Origin of the sequence: Deinococcus sp. Leaf326 (genome assembly GCF_001424185.1) — a bacterium.
Classification (GTDB): Bacteria; Deinococcota; Deinococci; order Deinococcales; family Deinococcaceae; genus Deinococcus.
In genome coordinates this window covers 128,216-144,127 of the sequence record NZ_LMOM01000065.1, presented here as the reverse complement: position 1 = coordinate 144,127, position 15,912 = coordinate 128,216, and the positions used below count along the sequence as shown (strand labels likewise).

Annotated in this window: 16 protein-coding genes and 1 tRNA gene; 8 read left to right on the top strand and 9 right to left on the bottom strand. The window is 71.3% G+C overall.

The window, feature by feature from the left end; translation table 11 throughout:
• Window positions 1-155 precede the first annotated feature (155 nt).
• From ASF71_RS17610 to ASF71_RS17590, 5 genes are all read left to right on the top strand, one after another.
• Window positions 156-455 carry a twin-arginine translocase TatA/TatE family subunit gene (locus ASF71_RS17610; protein ID WP_056303004.1) on the top strand — a complete coding sequence of 100 codons (300 nt, stop codon included), beginning with the start codon at window positions 156-158 and terminating at the stop codon, window positions 453-455.
• Window positions 456-678: 223 nt separating this feature from the next.
• Complete coding sequence (locus ASF71_RS17605) at window positions 679-2,709, top strand: protein kinase (protein WP_082506185.1); 2,031 nt, start codon at window positions 679-681, stop codon at window positions 2,707-2,709.
• Window positions 2,702-3,001 (top strand): glutaredoxin family protein, encoded by a 300-nt coding sequence (locus ASF71_RS17600; protein ID WP_056302489.1) that lies wholly within the window; start codon window positions 2,702-2,704, stop codon window positions 2,999-3,001. The genes ASF71_RS17605 and ASF71_RS17600 overlap by 8 nt, the downstream gene beginning before the upstream one ends.
• 28 nt (window positions 3,002-3,029) lie before the next feature.
• Entirely contained in the window at window positions 3,030-3,443 is a 414-nt protein-coding gene (ndk, locus tag ASF71_RS17595; RefSeq protein ID WP_056302488.1) for a nucleoside-diphosphate kinase, read from the top strand.
• Window positions 3,444-3,801: 358 nt separating this feature from the next.
• Window positions 3,802-4,833, top strand: coding sequence for a diguanylate cyclase (locus ASF71_RS17590; protein WP_235514594.1), 1,032 nt, complete (start codon window positions 3,802-3,804; stop codon window positions 4,831-4,833).
• Window positions 4,834-4,899: 66 nt separating this feature from the next.
• Here ASF71_RS17590 and ASF71_RS17585 read toward each other — a convergent pair whose 3' ends face one another.
• Window positions 4,900-5,379 (bottom strand): hypothetical protein, encoded by a 480-nt coding sequence (locus ASF71_RS17585; RefSeq protein WP_235514592.1) that lies wholly within the window; start codon window positions 5,377-5,379, stop codon window positions 4,900-4,902.
• 219 nt (window positions 5,380-5,598) lie between these two features.
• A tRNA-Arg gene (locus ASF71_RS17580) sits at window positions 5,599-5,675 on the bottom strand.
• A 41-nt stretch (window positions 5,676-5,716) separates the two neighbouring features.
• Here ASF71_RS17580 and ASF71_RS17575 point away from each other — a divergent pair.
• Both ASF71_RS17575 and ASF71_RS17570 read left to right on the top strand, forming a co-directional pair.
• On the top strand, window positions 5,717-7,711 hold the full coding sequence (locus tag ASF71_RS17575; RefSeq protein WP_056302487.1) for a peptidylprolyl isomerase: 1,995 nt from the start codon (window positions 5,717-5,719) through the stop codon (window positions 7,709-7,711).
• A gap of 158 nt (window positions 7,712-7,869) precedes the next feature.
• The gene (locus ASF71_RS17570; RefSeq protein WP_082506184.1) at window positions 7,870-8,613 is read left to right on the top strand and encodes a ScpA family protein; all 744 of its coding nucleotides are present in this window, start codon (window positions 7,870-7,872) and stop codon (window positions 8,611-8,613) included.
• 74 nt (window positions 8,614-8,687) lie between these two features.
• Here ASF71_RS17570 and ASF71_RS17565 read toward each other — a convergent pair whose 3' ends face one another.
• The 4 genes from ASF71_RS17565 to ASF71_RS17550 all read right to left on the bottom strand — a co-directional run bounded on the left by ASF71_RS17565 (window position 8,688) and on the right by ASF71_RS17550 (window position 12,079).
• Entirely contained in the window at window positions 8,688-9,302 is a 615-nt protein-coding gene (locus ASF71_RS17565; RefSeq protein ID WP_235514589.1) for a shikimate 5-dehydrogenase, read from the bottom strand.
• A 199-nt stretch (window positions 9,303-9,501) separates the two neighbouring features.
• A complete protein-coding gene (locus ASF71_RS17560; RefSeq protein ID WP_056302486.1) occupies window positions 9,502-9,930 on the bottom strand; it encodes a CoA-binding protein in 429 nt (142 codons plus the stop codon).
• Window positions 9,927-11,261: a glutamate-1-semialdehyde 2,1-aminomutase gene (hemL, locus tag ASF71_RS17555; protein ID WP_056302995.1), complete on the bottom strand. Its 1,335-nt coding sequence runs from the start codon at window positions 11,259-11,261 to the stop codon at window positions 9,927-9,929. Before hemL ends, ASF71_RS17560 begins: the two co-directional genes overlap by 4 nt.
• Window positions 11,262-11,443: 182 nt before the next feature.
• A complete protein-coding gene (locus tag ASF71_RS17550) occupies window positions 11,444-12,079 on the bottom strand; it encodes a hypothetical protein (protein ID WP_235514587.1) in 636 nt (211 codons plus the stop codon).
• Window positions 12,080-12,246: 167 nt separating this feature from the next.
• Here ASF71_RS17550 and ASF71_RS17545 point away from each other — a divergent pair, with 167 nt between their 5' ends.
• Entirely contained in the window at window positions 12,247-13,629 is a 1,383-nt protein-coding gene (locus ASF71_RS17545; protein WP_235514586.1) for a S9 family peptidase, read from the top strand.
• A gap of 73 nt (window positions 13,630-13,702) precedes the next feature.
• Here ASF71_RS17545 and ASF71_RS17540 read toward each other — a convergent pair whose 3' ends face one another.
• From ASF71_RS17540 to ASF71_RS17530, 3 genes are read right to left on the bottom strand one after another with little or no spacing between them, the layout of a single operon-like run.
• Window positions 13,703-14,338, bottom strand: coding sequence for a thiamine diphosphokinase (locus ASF71_RS17540; protein ID WP_056302484.1), 636 nt, complete (start codon window positions 14,336-14,338; stop codon window positions 13,703-13,705).
• Entirely contained in the window at window positions 14,335-14,886 is a 552-nt protein-coding gene (locus ASF71_RS17535; protein ID WP_056302483.1) for a GNAT family N-acetyltransferase, read from the bottom strand. Before ASF71_RS17535 ends, ASF71_RS17540 begins: the two co-directional genes overlap by 4 nt.
• 43 nt (window positions 14,887-14,929) lie before the next feature.
• Window positions 14,930-15,895, bottom strand: coding sequence for an ABC transporter ATP-binding protein (locus ASF71_RS17530; RefSeq protein ID WP_056302482.1), 966 nt, complete (start codon window positions 15,893-15,895; stop codon window positions 14,930-14,932).
• Window positions 15,896-15,912 lie beyond the last annotated feature (17 nt).

The window sequence follows — 15,912 nt, the reverse complement described above, 5'->3', positions numbered from 1 at the left end:
AAAGGCCCCTTCCGCGCCGCCCGGACCGGGAAGCGCCGACCCTCCTGAAGTCTGCGCGGCTTCTCACCCGCGGCGCATCCGCCCCGGCGCGCGGAAGGACTAGACTCGGCGGCAAAGCGGTGTTCACGCCCGTTCTTCCCCTGGAGGTCCACCCCATGCCCAACCTCGGTCCCGGAGAAATCCTCGTCATTCTGATCGTCGCGCTGCTCGTATTCGGGCCGCGCAAACTGCCCGACCTCGGCAAGAGTCTGGGGGGGGCGCTGCGCGAGTTCCGCCGCAGCACCCAGGGCCTCAAGGAAGATTTCGACGGCGCCATGCGCGACGCGCCAGCTGCCCAGGCTCAGCCAGCTCCGGCCCAGCCCGTCACCCAGGTCATCGCCGCCCAGCCCCAGGTGGTCATGGCGCAGGCGGTCACACCCCAGGCCGTGACGCCCAGCGAGCCCCGCCAGGGCTGATAGCCCGGCGGATTTTCCGGCGCCCGCGCCGCCCCCACGGTGAGTTCCCGGGGGCGCGCGGGCGCCGGCGGTCTGGCGTTGTAAGCACGCTGCAAGCGGGGGCGGTTATAACAGTGGGGATGGTGTCTCCTGCCTCTTCCTGCCCGCCGCGCCGACCGGACCCCGCGTGAACACCGCCCTGCTGGTGGCCCTGTTCGTGGTCACGCTGCTGCTGCTCATCCGGATGTCCGAGCGCACCCTGAGCGCGGTTCTGGCGGTGGCAGGCACCGTACTGGCGTTGTTCCTGATCGCCGTGAACCTGGGCGCCACCGAGGGCGACCTGCTGAGGCGTCTGGCACGGACCCAGGGGCTGCTCGTCGCGGTGGTGACCCTGCTGGGCGGCGCGGCCTTCACGCTCGGAGCGCCGCAGCTGCCCCGGCTGCGGACCGGTGGGTTGCGGCTGCTCGAACGGGCGCGCCCGGTGCGGGTGCAGCGCACCGCCAAGCCCACGGCGCCGGCCCCGCGCGCCCCGACCAGCCTGACGGTCAGTGACCTCCACTTTCAGGAGTACGAGGTGCTCGACCGCGTAGGGGTAGGCGGCATGGGCAGTGTGTACCGCGCCCAGCGCAAGAACGACGGCAAGGTTGTGGCCCTCAAGGTGCCGCAGGAGAAGTACCTCGCCGACGCCAAATTCGTCAAGCGGTTCTACCGCGAGGCGGAGGTGCTCAAACGCTTCAGCCACCCCAACATCGTGCGGGTCTACGACTACCGCATGCAGGACCCCGAGCACTACATCGCCATGGAGTTCCTCGACGGCCAGAGCCTCGAAGCCCTCCTCGAGGAACGCGAACTCGGCTTCGACGAGAGCGTGCAGATTCTGCGGGCGCTGTCCGACGCCCTGCGCCATATCCACATGCAGAACGTGGTGCACCGCGACATCAAGCCGGCCAACGTGATGGTCACGCAGGGCGCCCTGAACGGCGGGCAGCTGCGCGACGGCGGAGTCAAGCTCATGGATTTCGGCATCGCGGTCGGCAAGGTCCTGACCCGCCTGACCATGACTGGCGCGCGGGTGGGCACGCCCATCTACATGGCACCCGAGCAGGCCAAGGGCAACCGCGTAGACGCCCGCAGTGACGTGTACTCGCTGGGCCTGCTGGCGTACGAGATGATCACGGGCCAGACCGCCTTCCGGGGCAGCTACGAGGCGGTCGTGCATCAGCAGGTGTTCGAGTCGCCCAAGCCTCCCAAGCAGGTCCGACTGGACGTGCCGGGCAAGTTCAGCGACCTCGTGCTGAACATGATCGAAAAAGATCCCGCCGGCCGCCCCACCCTCGACGAGGTGATCGCGCGGATCGACGCCGGGGTCCTGAGCGACGAGACCTTCGACGATCCGGTGGCGCTGGCGATCAGTATTCAGGAGCGGCACGGCACGCTGCGGCTGCTCGACCTGCACGGCAAGCTGCGCCTGAGCCTGCGCGACCAGTCGAGCGGCGAGGCTGGGCTGCCGGGCGCGCCGGGGGCCATCGTGGGCGACCGTCAGGGCCACCTGTATATCGCCCTGGTGGACCTGCGCCAGGGCAAGGGCGGTCCCCTGATCCGCAAGCTCGATGCCCAGGGCCGCGAGGTGCTGGCCTTCGGGGCCTACGGCTTGGCCGAGGGTGAACTGCTGCGCCCGGTGGGTCTCGCCATGATCGGCCAGGAACTATATGTCCTAGACGCCGAGTCGCACGCCGTGAGTGTGTTCACCGCCCAGGGCAAGTTCGTGCGGCGGTTCGGCGGGCGTGGCAGCGGTATGGGGCGGTTCGGGCAGCCGGCTGCCATCGCGGCGTCGCCGGCCGGCGAAGTCTACGTGCTCGACCACGGCAACTGCGAGGTGCAGCGCTTCACGGCGCAGGGCGAGTACCTCAGCCGCTACGCCTTCCGGCTCGACAAGGGCAGCGAGGGCCTGCGCCCCCTGGAGGGCCTGAGCGTGGACGCCGCCGGCAACGTGTACATCGTGGACAGTGTGGCGCGCAAGCTGCGCCGGGTAGGCGCCGACGGCAGCTCCGGCACGGCCTTCGCCCTGGAGACCCTGGTCGGCGAACCGGCCGACGCCACCTGGCTGCTTCAGGTCAGCGCGGAGGGACAGATCTACGCCGTGCGCCAGGGCGGACAGGTGCTGCGGACCTACTCGATGGCCGGCGACTTGTTGACCTCGCGTGACATGTACGCGCCCGTCATGGCGATGGCCCTGCTGGAACGTCCCCGGGCCGGCAGCCCGGCCCATGCCTGAGCCGGGGCCGGGGGCCAGTCCCGAGGCCGGACTGTACCTGTACAGCCGCCTGGGGTGCCACCTGTGCGAACAGGCCGAGGAACGTCTGGAGCGCTACGGCTTCGTATACGAGCGGCGTGAGGTCGGCGGCGACCCCGAGTGGGAGCGCCTGTACGGCCACGACGTACCGGTCCTGACCGACCGCGCCGGCCGGGTGCTGCTGCGCGGCGTGTTTGGTCCCGGCCGGCTGAGCGAGGTGCGGCTGCGGCTGCGGCGTGAGGTGGCGGGACCGGGCGGCACCGGAAACGTCTAGCCCGCCGTCTGCTATGCTCCGGAACGCTATGGAACGCACTTTTGCCATGATCAAGCCCGACGGCGTCCGCCGCGGCCTGACCCCCGAGATTCTCGCGCGCATCGAGCGCAAGGGCTACCGCGTGGTGGGCCTCAAGCAGATGGTGATCTCGCGCGCGACCGCCGAAAACCACTACGGCGAGCACCGCGAGCGTCCCTTCTTCGGCGAACTGGTGAGCTTCATCACCGGCGGGCCGGTCGTCGCCATCGCCCTGGAAGGCGAGAACGCCATCGCCGGCTGGCGCGGCATGATGGGCGCCACCAACCCGGCCAACGCCGCCCCCGGCACCATCCGTGCCGACTTCGCCACTACCACGGGCGAGAACGTCACCCACGGCAGCGACAGCAGCGAAAGTGCCGAGCGCGAACTGGGTCTGTTCTTCCGTCCGGAGGAACTGCTCTAAGCGTCTTTCCGGCTGCCCCGGCCCTGGCCCGCTGTGGTCCTGGCCGGGGCGTTTTCGTAGTTCGCGGTGGCGGTGAAAGTCAGACTTGCGGCGTGTCGTGGCCCCCATCGGGGGCGGTCGGCCGAAAGCGTGGGCACTCCGGGAGGGAGCTGTTACTCTTCTCTCGGTCTGTCAGAGCCGGGCCCGTGACAGGGGAGAAGGTCCGCGTGGCAGTGGATGAGGGGAGAACGGCGGCTCGGAGGTCTTTCGGAACGGGGCCAGCGCGGCGGCCCTCCTCCGGCGCGGAGCCGGGAGAGGCAACTGGAGGAGGGGGCAGGGCGCAGCGGCCCCGCGCCTATGGAAGCCCACGGGCGGGGGTATGGCTGTGGATGTTGAGCGGAATCTGCTGTGGCACCTGCGCGAACGCCTCCGTCTGGGGCTGTGTGCCGCCGTGCTGCTGCATTTTCTGTTCCTAGCGGGCCAGTCACAGGACGGCACGGCGCAGCTCCGGGCCTTCGTCGCCCTGGTGGCCCTGCTGGGCGTGGTCCTGAGCTCCCTGAGCCTGGCCCGCCAGAAGCCCGGTCGCCTGCTGGCCGAGGTCGTGTGGGCGCTGCCGGCCCTGCTGCTCGTGACGCTGTGGGCGGCCCGGCTGGGGCAGCGGGGGGCCAGTCCGGACGAACTGCTGGTGTGGCTGGGGGTCATCGTGCTGGCGCTCTTTGTCTTCCTGGGGTCGGTGCTGGGCACGGCCTTCGCGGCGGCGCTGGGGCTGCTGCTCACGCTGGTGCTCGTGATGTGGCCCCCGACCGGCGAAGCGGCGGACCTGTGGCGTGCGGCCGGGCTGGCCCTGCCCGCCGTCGCCGTCCTGGGCTTCAGCCTGATGCGCTTCACCGAGGTGCATCTCACGGTCTATGCCGAGACGAGCAGCCAGTTGCGCGCCGCACGTCTCGACGCCCTGACGGGGACCCTGGGCCGCGCGGCGCTGGAAGAACATCTCGGCAAGACGGCCGTCTATGCCCGGCGCAGCGGCACGCCCCTGAGCATCATCGTGACCGACATCGACCGCTTCAAGCAGGTCAACGATCAGCACGGTCACGGCGCGGGCGACGACGTGCTGCGGGCCTTCGCCAAGCGGCTGCGGCGCAATGTGGGGGGCCTGGGCGGGACGGTGGGGCGCTGGGGCGGCGAGGAATTTCTGATCGTGTTGCCGGGCGTGCCGCGCACCGACGCCCTGGCCCTCGCCGAGACGCTGTGCAGCGAGGTCGAGCGCAGCGCTCTGGCGGGGCTGGCCGTGACCGCGAGTTTCGGGGTGGCGGCCCTGCGCGGCGAGGCCGACTCGCCCGCCGCGCTGTTCGCCCGCGCCGACGCCCGGCTCTACGAGGCCAAGGCTGCCGGGCGCAACACGGCGCGCTGAGCTGTTAAGGGCTTCAGCCCACGAAGGAGGCGTCACTGTGAACCCCCGGACGCGTGCCCTGGGGGCTCAGGGCGTGAAGGCGGGAAGCAGCGTGGGCTGAAGTTGCGTGACGTAGCCGCGCGTCAGCAGCCGCAATTCGCTCTGGCCCGGCAGCACGAGCACGTCCTTCAGGCGGCCCCCCTGGATGACAGTGCCCGGTCCCTGCTCCGTCTGGACGGCGCGGCCCTGCCCGGCAGCGAGGTCGGCGGCTGAGAACTGCGCGCCGCGCACGGTCATGATCCAGGCCAGGGGGCGCAGGTCGCTGTCGTACTCCACCTGCACGCTGCTGGCGGGCAGGGGAGGACGCCGGTCCCAGCGCACGCGGCGCACGCCGTGGCCCTCGCGGGTGCGGGCGTCGGCGCTGGAGTCGTAGGATCCATTGGCGGTGAACAGCACGCGCGACGTGAGGTCCTCGGCCGCCGGCTGTTTCTGACAGGCTCCGAGCAGCGCGCACAGCATCAGGGCCGCCAGGGCCGCGCCCCGGTGCGGCGGGAAAAGGCGTTTCACCCGGCCACCATACGCCCGCGCCTCCGGGACGGGACGCCCACCCCGGGGGCGTGGGGTAAGGCGGGGGTAAAGTGACGTGCCACACGGCTTAAGTCCGCTTCATCTACCCTTCAGGACGCGTGCTAGACTTGACGACGTGTGCCTGCGACCAGGGGTTTTGCGCCCCAACAACCCGAACGCCGCCCCTGGGGGCGGCGCGAAAAGAAACCGGGATTGAAGTGGTGCGCTCGACTGGACTTGAACCAGCGGCCTTTGGCTTCGGAGGCCAACGCTCTATCCAGCTGAGCTACGAGCGCGAAAGCTCAGGTACCCTAGCATTTTGCCCCAAGGAGATCAAGTGAAACGAAAACCACTCGTGAACGGTCTGTTGATCGTTCTGGCCCTGCTACTCGTGGTGGGGATGGCCTACCAGTTCGTGCCCTCGCTGAGCGGCGGCGGCGCGGGCGGCCTGTTCGGCCGTCAGACCGGCACGCCGGCCCTGCGTGTGGACGGGGCGACCGTGACGGTCGAGGAGCTCGAAGCGGCGCGGCGCAGCAACCCCGTCCTGGCCAGCACCGACACCGGGTTGCTGGGCGACGACTTCAAGACCTATGTGGTCTCGCAGAGCGTGCGCCGCGCGCTGTATACCCAGGCCGCCAGTGACATCAACGTGAGCCGTCAGGACGTGGACGCCGAGGTCAAGAAGTTCCGTGAGGCGCGCAGCCTGACCGACAACAAGGCCTGGACCGACGCCCTGCAGGGCGCGGGTCTGACCGACGCGGCCTACCGGACCCAGGTGCGGGACCAGCTGGCGGTGCAGCGCAAGGTCGAGTCGCTGCAGAAGGACGTGCCCGCCGCCACCACGGCCGAGGCGCAGACCTACTACGACCTCAACCAGAGCCAGTACCAGAGTGACGCCCGCATCGTGGGCCGCCAGATCGTGGTCGCCGACCGTGCCAAGGCCGACGCCCTGCTGACCCAGGCCCGCGCGCAGGGGGCGGACTTCGCTGCTCTGGCGAGCGCCAACAGCACCGAGTTCAAGGACCGGGGCGGTGCCCTGGGCCCAGTCGAGAACGGCAGCCCGCGCCCGGTGGCGCAGGTAGCGCTGCCCACCGAGGTCGGTGCGGCGGCCTTCGCCCTGCAGAGCGGCGGCGTGACCGACGTGATCCCCAGCGGCGGCAAGTTCTACATCGTGAAGGTCGAGCGTTACCTCGCGCCCGCCACCCGGCCCTTCTCGGAAGTGTCGGCGCAGGTGCAGGCCACCGTCACCCAGCAGAAGAAGGACGCCGTGGTCGAGAAGTGGCTCGACGGCCTCCAGAAGGACGCCAAGATCGAGTACGTGGACCCGGCCTGGAAGGTCGAGAACCCCACCGTGGCGACCGTGTCGGGCCAGAACATCCCCTACGCGGACGTTGTCGAGCAGGTCGTCAACAACCAGCAGATCGCGCAGATCTTCCAGCAGCTGCCGGCCGAGCAGGTCGCGGGGCTGGTCAACACCGGCCTCAAGCCCCAGATCGTGCAGCAGCTCATCAGCGGCTACGCGGCCCCGGCCATCGCCGAGAAACTGAAGCTCGATCTGGTGGGCACCCGCCAGGAGATCGCCAGCGCCCTGAGTGCCTATGGCGCGCGTGACGTGAAGGTGGCCGACAGTGACGTGCAGGCGTTCTACCGCCAGAACGTCGCCCAGTTCGAGACTCCGGGCAGCGCCACGGTGGACGAGGCCAGCTTCGCCACCCACACCCAGGCCGAAGCCTTCCGCACCGACTGGGACGGCCAGGGCGAGTTCGTCGCTGCGGCGACCCGTGCAGGCGGCACCGTGAGCGAGCGCGGCGCCGTGACCTCGGGCGACCAGAAGCTCGGCACCGAGCTGGAGACGGCCGTCTTCGGCCCCAACCTGCGCAGCGTGGGCGAGGGCAGCCTCTCGCCGGTCGTGCCGGCCGGCCAGCGCTTCTCGGTCGCCTACGTCACCGACCTCAAGCGGGCCACCACCCAGCCCCTGAGCGCCGTGCGCGCCCAGATCGAGGAGCAGGTGCTGGCGAGCAAGAAGAGTGAAGCGGGCCAGAAGTTCATCGCCGAGCAGGTGGCGGCCCTCAAGCCGACCAACCGCCTCCAGACGGTGCTCGATGCCCAAGCCAAGCGTGTGGCCGCCGCCGCGCCCAAGACCACCACGCCCGCGACCGGTACGGGTACGCCTGCGACGGGCACCCCGGCGACCGGCACGCCCGCCACCGAAACTCCGGCGGAGGGCGGCAGCACCTCCGGCAGCGGCGCGGCCACCCAGACCCCCGCGACTGAGACCCCGGCCACGGGTACGCCCGCGACCGAGACGCCCACGACCCCCAGCACCCCCTGATCCTTCCAGGATTCCGGGCGGCGGCCCCTGCCACAGCGGCGGGGCCGCCGCTCCTTTTGTCCTACAATCGGCCGGTGACGCCGCGCCTGTCCCTGCCCGAGATCCGGGACCCCGGCGCAGTCCGGCCCACGTCCGAGACCGCCTCGCCGCAGGGCTTCGTGGTTCAGCTCCCGGTGTTCCGGGGCACGCTGAGCGAACTCGCCTCGGCGCTGCGCGCAGGGCGTCTGTCCCCCGGTGAGGTGCCGCTGCTGCGCCTGACCCGCGAGGTGCTGGCCTGGGCAGCGCAGGTGGGCGGCGGGGACGTGTCGGCCCTGGCCCGCCGCTGGCCCGAGCTGCTGCCCACTCTGGCGGGCGTGATCGCCCTGAAGGCCAGGCTGCTGCTGCCCCCTCCCAACGCCGAACCAGCGCTGCCCGGCGAGGACTCCTGGGACGAGGGCGCCGCGCAGGACCTGGCCGGCGGGGTCGAGGCGCTGGCCGAACTCGACCGGCTGGTGGGTTTTCTGGCCGCCCGGCGCCGCGAGCGCGAGGGCCTGATTCCGGGCCGGGCCGCGCCGGTTGACCTGCCCCGCCGCGAGGCGCGGCGCACGCCCGGCCGCAGTCTGGCGCGGCTGGTGCAGGCGGCCCAGAACGCAGTGCGGCAGGTCGAGGTCCCCCTGCTGTCACGCGAGCGGCTGACTCTCGCCGACGCCCTGCGTTCGCTCGTGGCCTTTGGCGAGCGGCTGCGGCACTTCACCTTCCGCGGCGTTCCGGCCCAGGGCTGGGGTGAGCGCACGACCTACTTTTCCGCGCTGCTGGAGGGGGTCAAGGAGGGCCAGTTCCAGGCCGAGCAGACGGACAGCTACGGCGAAATCCGGATCGTGGCGACCCGGCCGGAAGCGGAGGGCTCCGGCCCCCTGGCCTGATCTCGCCCTGCCTGGAGGCGTGTTCCGTTACTTCTGAAAGACGCCTCTAGGCTGGATAGGAGGGAACCCTCAGGTCAGTTCCGGGCGTAGGCTACCGCGTCGCGCACCTGTTCGGGGCTGGGGCGCACGCCGGTATACAGCACGAACTGTTCGAGGGCCTGCAGGGCCACGACCTCCAGTCCGGTGATGACGGGGCGGCCCTGCGCGCGGGCCTCCAGGATCAGTGGGGTCTCGGCAGGGAGGGCCACCACGTCGAACACCGTGCGGGCCTGGGCGACGAGGTCGGGCGCGAAGGCCAGGGCGTCCGCCTCCGGGCCGCCCGCCATACCGATGGGCGTCACGTTGACGAGGAGATCAGCGGCCACGGGCGCAGGTTGCCAGTCCCAGCCGCAGCGCCCGGCCAGCGCCCGGCCCGCCGCCTCGTTGCGGGCCACCAGCGTGCCGCGGGTGAAGCCCCCGTCGCGGAGCGCACAGGCCACGGCCTTGCCCATCCCGCCGCTGCCGCGCACGGCCACCGTCTGGGCCGGGTCAAGCCGGTGCTCCCCGACCAGCAGCCGGATTGCCGTGTAATCGGTGTTATAGGCGCGCAGGAAGCCGTCCTCGTTCACGACGGTGTTGACCGATCCGATGGCGGCGGCCGAGGGGTCCAGCTCGTCGAGCAGTGGGATCACGGCTTCCTTGTAGGGCATGGACACCGCGCAGCCCCTGACCCCCAGCGCCCGGATGCCGCGACCGCGCCTGGCAGGTCCGTGGTCGTGAAGGCCTTGTAGACGTAGTTGAGGTCCAGCGCTGCGTACAGCCAGTTGTGAAAGCGGGTGCCGAAGTTGCCTGGCCGCCCGGCGAGGCTCATGCACAGCCGGGTGTCGCGGTTTAGATGGGCGACGGGCCTCACAGCAGCGCGCGGTGGTCGGCGAGCATACAGCGGTCCTGCACCACATCCACGCCGCGCGCGAGCAGTTCGGCGGCGACCTCCTCATTGCGGATGCCCTGCTGCAGCCACACGACCTTCGGCAGCGGCTTCATGGCGAGCATGTCGGCGAGGTGGACTCCGACCTTGTCACTGCGCCGGAAGACCTCGACCACGTCCACTGGCCCCGGAATCTCGGCGAGGGTCGAGACGGCCCGGCTGCCGAAAAAGCTCTCGCCGCGCGCCGCCAGCGCCGGATTGACCGGAATGATGGTGTAGCCCTGGCGGTACATGTATTCGGGAACGTAATGCGCGGGCTTCATAGGGTCGGGATGAAAGCCCACCACGGCGATGACCTTGTGGTCGCGCAGGATGCGGCTCACGTCTTGCAAGCTGTTCAATTGCGTCACAGCGTTCCTCCCGGCAGGGTCTGGAAGGCCGCGCGGGCCGCCTCCAGCGTGGCGTTCAGTTCGGTGTCGGTGTGGGCCGCGCCAGTGAAGATGCTCTCGAACTGCGAGGGCGCCCAGTACACGCCGCGTGCGAGCAACTCCTGGAACCACGCCGCGAAGGCCCGCGTGTCGCTGCGCGCCGCGTCGGCGTAGTTACACACCGAGCCGTGAGGCACGTCCTGAAAGAAGGCCGTGAGCATCGACCCGACCCGGTTGACGCTCAGGGGGACGCCGGCCGCGCGCGCCTCACGGATCAGGCCCTCGCCCAGCGCCCCCGTGTAGGCGTCGAGCCGGGCATACAGGCCGGGGTCGGCTTCCAGCGCGCCCAGGGTCGCCAGTCCGGCGGCCATCGCCAGGGGGTTGCCGCTCAGGGTGCCGGCCTGGTACACCGGCCCCTGCGGGGAGACGAAGTCCATGATCTCGGCCCGGCCGCCGTAGGCCCCGACCGGCAGCCCCCCGCCGATGATCTTGCCCCAGCAGGTCAGGTCGGGGGACAGGCCCAGCAGCCCGGTCGCGCCGTTCAGCGAGAGCCGGAAGCCGGTCATGACCTCGTCGGCGATCAGGACGGTGCCCGATCCCTTGACGCGGTGCAGGGCCGCGAGAAATTCGGGGGTGGGAATCAGGACGCCGGCATTGCCCACGACCGGCTCGAAGATCACGGCGGCGATCTCGTGGCCGCGCTCGGCCATCAGGGCGTCGAGGGCGGCGGGGTCGTTGTACTCGCTGACCAGGGTCAGGGCCGCGTACTCCTCGGGCACCCCCGCGCTGCTGGGCGCGGCGGCGCCGAGTTCGCCCGCGTTCGTCATGAGGCCGCTGCCCGCCTCGACGAGCAGGCCGTCGGCGTGGCCGTGGTAGTTGCCCCGGAACTTGAGGATATACTTGCGGCCGGTAAAACCGCGTGCCAGCCGCAGCGCACTCATGGTGGCCTCGGTGCCGCTGCTCACGAAGCGCACCCGCTCGGCTCCGGTCAGGCGCGTGACGAGTTCGGCGAGTTGCACCTCGCGCTCGTTGGGCGCGCCGAAGCTCGTGCCGCTGCCCAGTGCCCCGGCGATGGCTTCACGCACCGCTGGGTGGTCGTGGCCCAGGATCATCGGGCCCCATGAACCGATGTAGTCGATGTAGGTCTGGCCGTCGGCGTCGGTGAGATACGCGCCGCGCGCCGAGGCGATGAACCGGGGCGTGCCGCCCACGCTGCGAAAGGCCCGCACCGGACTGTTCACGCCGCCGGGCGTCACCGCGCGGGCGCGGGCGAACAGCGCTTCCGACGCGGCGGTGGGGGAGAGGGAAGTCATCATATCGCCCAGCCTAGCGGAGGCGCCGGTCGGCGGCGGTGGGGCCAGACCCACACTAAAGACTGGGCTAAGAGCTGGGAGAAAGTAGGGGGCGGGGGCCCTGCCCCGGCAGAGGCTGGGCGCCCCCGATGCACGCAAGACGGGCGCCCCCACGAGGGAAGGCGCCCGCTTTTGTCCGGAGCTTAGAGGCCCAACAGTCCCATCGCGGCCGTTTCGGTCAGCTCCCGTTGAAAGGGCGCGACGAGCTGGCGTTCCTGGGCGGTCGCGGTCTGGACGTCGCGGGTCAGGTTGGGGACCCGGCCGTTTTGCAGGTCGTTCGCCGCCTGCGCGAAGTCAATGCTGGGCACGCCCAGGGCGCGGTTCACGGCGCTGCGGATCACGGCGTAGCGTTCGGCGCTCAGGTTCTCCCGCCCGAGGGCCTGGGCCTGCGCGGCGCGGGCAGCCTGCACGCTGCCGCCGGTCTGGCGGATGGTGTTCACGACCTGGAGCAGCGTAGGCGTCTGCCCGTTCTGGATGCCCTGCCACAGCGTGTTCAGGTCGCTGAAGTTGGTGCCCAGGGCCGTGCGCACGTCGCGGCGCACCCGCACGAACTTCTGGAGGTCGCTGCTGGTCACGGCCGCCGCCACGTTGCCGGTGGGGGACGGAGCCGCGCTGCCCGCGCCGCCCGTCTGGGTCTGGGCCGCGGGTTGCCACCCGGCCAGGAAGCTGCGCGCGGGTTGCAGCACGAAATTCCAGGCCAGCACCCCGACCAGCACCAGCACCAGCAGCGTGCCGCCGCCGCACCCCAGACATCCACATCCGACTCCTCGTCTATTCACACTTCCGGGTACGCGCCCCTGGCAGCGGCGGTTCCCCGGCCCCTTGGCAGTTGACATTGAGGAAAAACAAGGTCCTAATGACACCTGCCTCTCATCAACCTGTTCGCCGTTCTTCCGGCCCCGCCCGTCTGCCCGCAGGCTGCGCGCGCCGTCTTCTGGAGGTCTCCATGTCGGTCCGAACCCGCTCTGCCACGCTGCTGCTGTCCCTGTGTACCGGCCTGCTCGCCGGGTGCTCCCAGGTGGCGGCCCCCCCCGAGACCCGCGCCCAGGACACGCGCACCTTCAAGGCCGCCGTGCCCACCCAGACCGCGTTGGCCGGCGCGCAGCTGTACCAGGGCACCTACGCGGGCATCCAGGGACCAGCGAGCTACCTCATCGAGGTGCCGGACAACTGGAACGGCGCGCTGGTCATGTACGCGCACGGCTACGCGGGCACGGGCGAGAACCTGAGCGTGTCGGCGCCGCCCATCCGGAGCTACCTGGTGGCGCAGGGCTACGCCTGGGCCGCGAGCAGCTACTCGGCCAACTACTACGACGTGCGCGCCGGGGTCGAGGACACGAACGCCCTGGCCCTGGCCTTCGGCACCCTGACGGGCGGCAAATACGCCGCGCCGGGCAAGTACCTCATCATGGGCGTGTCGATGGGCGGGCACGTCGCGGGGGCCGCTGTCGAGAAGGAAACGCTGGCGCAGGGGCGCAGCAAGGTGAACTACGCCGCCGCGCTGCCCCTGTGCGGCGTGATGGACCAGGACTTCGAGTTCCAGTGGCTGGGCGACTACACCCTGGCCGCCGCGCAGCTTGCCGGACTGGGGCCGCAGCGCTACCCCCAGAGCGACTATCAGGCGCTGCTGCCCGACATCAAGGCGGCGCTGTTCAGCGATACGTCGTCGGCGCTGTGGCAGGAAAACGCCGTACAGGGCACCCGGTTGCGCGAGCTGGCGCGGCGGCTGACCGGCGGCGACCGCCCCGTGTTCGAGCTGGGCTTCCGCACGGCCGGGACCCAGAACGCCGTGTTCGGGACGGGCGGCTCGGACGGAACCATCAACGGCATCCTGACGAAGAACCTGTACGGCAACGTGGACCGCACCTACCGCTGGACCGACGCGGCGACCCCGACCGCCGCCGAGACCTCGTTCAATGCCTCGGTGCTGCGCGTTGGGGCCGACGCCGACCCCAACCCGGCGCGCACCGACGGCCTGCGCTGGCTGCCGCGCGTGCAGGGCGACTTCGGTGTGCCGGTGCTGACCATGCATACGCTGGGCGACTTCTACGTCCCCTTTGCGCATCAGCAGCGCTATCGCCGCGCCGCCGAGGCCAGGGGCAACGGGGGGCGGCTGGTCCAGCGGGCGATCCGCGCCGCGGGACACTGCGAATTCACGGGGGCGGAGCTCGTGCAGGCCTTCAGCGACCTCGTGACCTGGGAAAAGACCGGCCAGAAACCGGAGGGTGACGACGTGCTGACCCCCGCGACTGTAGCCGATCCGAACTACGGCTGCCGGTTCACGCGGGGTGTCCGGACCGGCGTCGCGGCCTGCCCGGCGACGCCCTGAGAGGGAAGGCGTAGGCTCTCCGCGCCTCCCCACCGGGCAGAGCGGCCTCTGAGCTGCCCGGTGGCCCCCTGACCTAGCTCGCCGAATACAGCGCCGTCACCAGTCCGTACCCGCCCCCCAGCGAGACTGTGACCCTGGGAGCAGCGGAGTCGCTGCTCACCTCGTTGCTCAGGGTCCACCCGCTGCCCAGCGGGACATCGGCCCCCGCGAGCGGCCAGCGCACGCCGCTCAGGCTCAGGCCCGCGAGGTCGGTGCAGCCCACGACGCTCAGGGTCGCGCCGGGGGGCAGCGCCAGGGCCAGCGGCCGCCCCGGCAGCAGCGGCCAGGCCCACTCGTCGCCGCTGGTGAGCCTCACGTCCAGCCCCCCGCGGGCCAGCCGCACGCCGCCCAGCAGCAGCGCCGCCGCGTGGTCGAAGCGGCCGCCGAAAGCACCCACGAAGACCAGCTCACGCGCGCCGCGCCCCAGGGCCACGCGCACGGCCAGCTCGGCGTCGGTTTCGTCCTTGGCGGTGGGATGGACCTCACGCGGAGCGTCGAGCTGCATCCCTGCCGAGGAATCGAAGTCGCCCACCCACACGTCCACCTGCAGGCCCAGGGGGGCCGCGTGCCGCGCGCCGCCGTCGGCCGCGACGACCAGGTCGGGGCGCGGCAGGACCGCCAGGGCGGACGAGAGGGTCAGCCGACCGCCGACCAGAATCCAGGCGATCACGCGCCGTCCCCGGGCGTAGAGTCCGCACGCAGACGCGCCAGCTTCACGCTGTCCCAGCGCTGTCCCTGCCAGAGCCGCGCCTGTGGGATGCGGGCACACTCCCCATATCCCACCCGCTCCGCCGCGCGGATCATCCGGGCATTGCCGCCCCAGGTCGTGAGGGTCAGGACGTGGGCCGCCGTGTCTGCAAAGGTGTGGGCCGTCCAGAGCCGCAGCACCTCCCGGCCCAGCCCGCCGCCCCAGTGAACCGGGTCGTAGAGGACGAGGCCCAGCTCCCACCAGCCGCCGCCTGCTGGCTCTTCCTCCCAGCGGGTGACCTGTCCGATGCACGTGCCGTCCAGAGCGATGATGCGGCGGTGTGGGCTGGGTGCCCGGCCCGCCTCACGAGCGGCAAAGTCGGCATAGGGCAGCGGTCCGGCTGGACTGGGCGCCGCGTGAAAATACGGCGCGTCCCAACGTTTCCACTCGGGGTCCGGCTCGGCGTGCAGCCAGCGCCAGAGGATCGGCCAGTCGTCGGGCAGAGGGTCACGGAGGCGCAGGTCGGGCATCGCGGCCCAGTATCGCTGCCCGGGGCCACCCGGACCTGCCGGGTCAATTGCGGTCGTCGGGCACCTCGCGCAGCCCCGCACGGTCCACGTCCAGCCGCAGGGTGTCACCCTCCAGGTGCGCTGCCTCGCGCACGCTCAGGTGCAGGGTCAGCGGCCCCATTGGGTGCGCCACCGTGACCGTCTCGCCCGCCTCGCCGGGCTGCCGGGTGGTGACGGGGTACGCCTCGCCTTCGCCGGGCCGCAGCGCCGCCTCGGGGACGAGGAGGGCGGTGCCGGGCACACGGGGCAGCACGTTGGCCCACCCCAGAAAGGTCGCCACCCAGGCTGTCTCGGGCCGCGCGAACACGGCGGCCGCCCCGCCCTGCTGCACGACGCGCCCCGAGCGCATGACCGCCACCTGCCCGGCGAGCGCCAAGGCCTCGCGCTGGTCGTGGGTGACAAGCAGCACGCCCGCACCCGAGGCCGCGAACAGCCCGCGCAGGTCGGTGCGCAGCTCGGCCCGCAGCCGCTCGTCGAGGTTGGAGAGCGGCTCGTCGAGCAGCAGCAGGGGCGAGCGCGTCGCCAGCGCGCGGGCCAGAGCCACCCGCTGCTGTTGCCCGCCCGAAAGCTGGGCGGAGCGGCGGCCTCCGAGTTCAGGCACCTGGGCCAGGGCCAGCGCTTCACGCGCCCGCGCCTCGGCCTCGGCGCGGGGCACGCCCCGGCGGCGTGGACCATACGCCACGTTGCCCAGCACGCTCAGGTGCGGAAAGAGGGCGTAGTCCTGAAAGACCAGCCCAACCTGCCGCGCCTCCGGGGCCAGAGTGGTCACGTCCCGCCCCCCGATCTCGACCCGGCCCCCGTCCGGGCGTTCCAGGCCCGCCACGCAGCGCAGCACGGTGCTCTTGCCGCAGCCTGACGGCCCCAGCAGCGCCAGCGTCTCGCCCTGGGGCACGCTCAGCGACACTGCATCGGCCGCCAACGTGGAGCCGAAGCGCTTGGTCAGGGCGTGGAGGGTGAGGGCCGGGGGCATAGTCTCCCGATTCTGCC